Origin of the sequence: Bacillus sp. HY001, assembly GCF_007558965.1 — a bacterium.
GTDB classification, from domain to species: domain Bacteria; phylum Bacillota; class Bacilli; order Bacillales; family Bacillaceae_G; genus Bacillus_A; species Bacillus_A mobilis.
Window position 1 is genome coordinate 1 of the sequence record NZ_VLTE01000275.1, and the last position, 305, is coordinate 305.

Below are 305 nucleotides of genomic sequence, written 5' to 3' on the forward strand. Positions count from 1 at the left end.
TAGATTTATTTTTGCCACCGATAAAACAACATCCGATAAAGGAAGATCCCGCTATTATACAGATTTTAGTAGGAGTATTTGCGGCACCTGTATATGAAACAGTAATTTTTCAGGTGTTTTTATTTTGGGTATTAAGATGTATTCCTTTTATTAAAGATCGTGTTTATCTTATTATTTTAATAGCATCAATTATATTCGGATTAAGTCATTCAGATGGTATTACTTATATAGTCGTTACAGCAATAATTGGAGTATTATATAACTATGCTTATTGGGTATATCAAAAAAAGAATGAAAAAGTTGAA

At 28.2% G+C, this 305-nt stretch carries 1 protein-coding gene; it reads left to right on the forward strand.

Translation table 11 applies throughout. The features are described 5' to 3' along the window. The coding region (locus FOT98_RS31265; protein WP_144291260.1) for a CPBP family intramembrane glutamic endopeptidase at positions 1–305 on the forward strand (305 nt) is incomplete at both ends.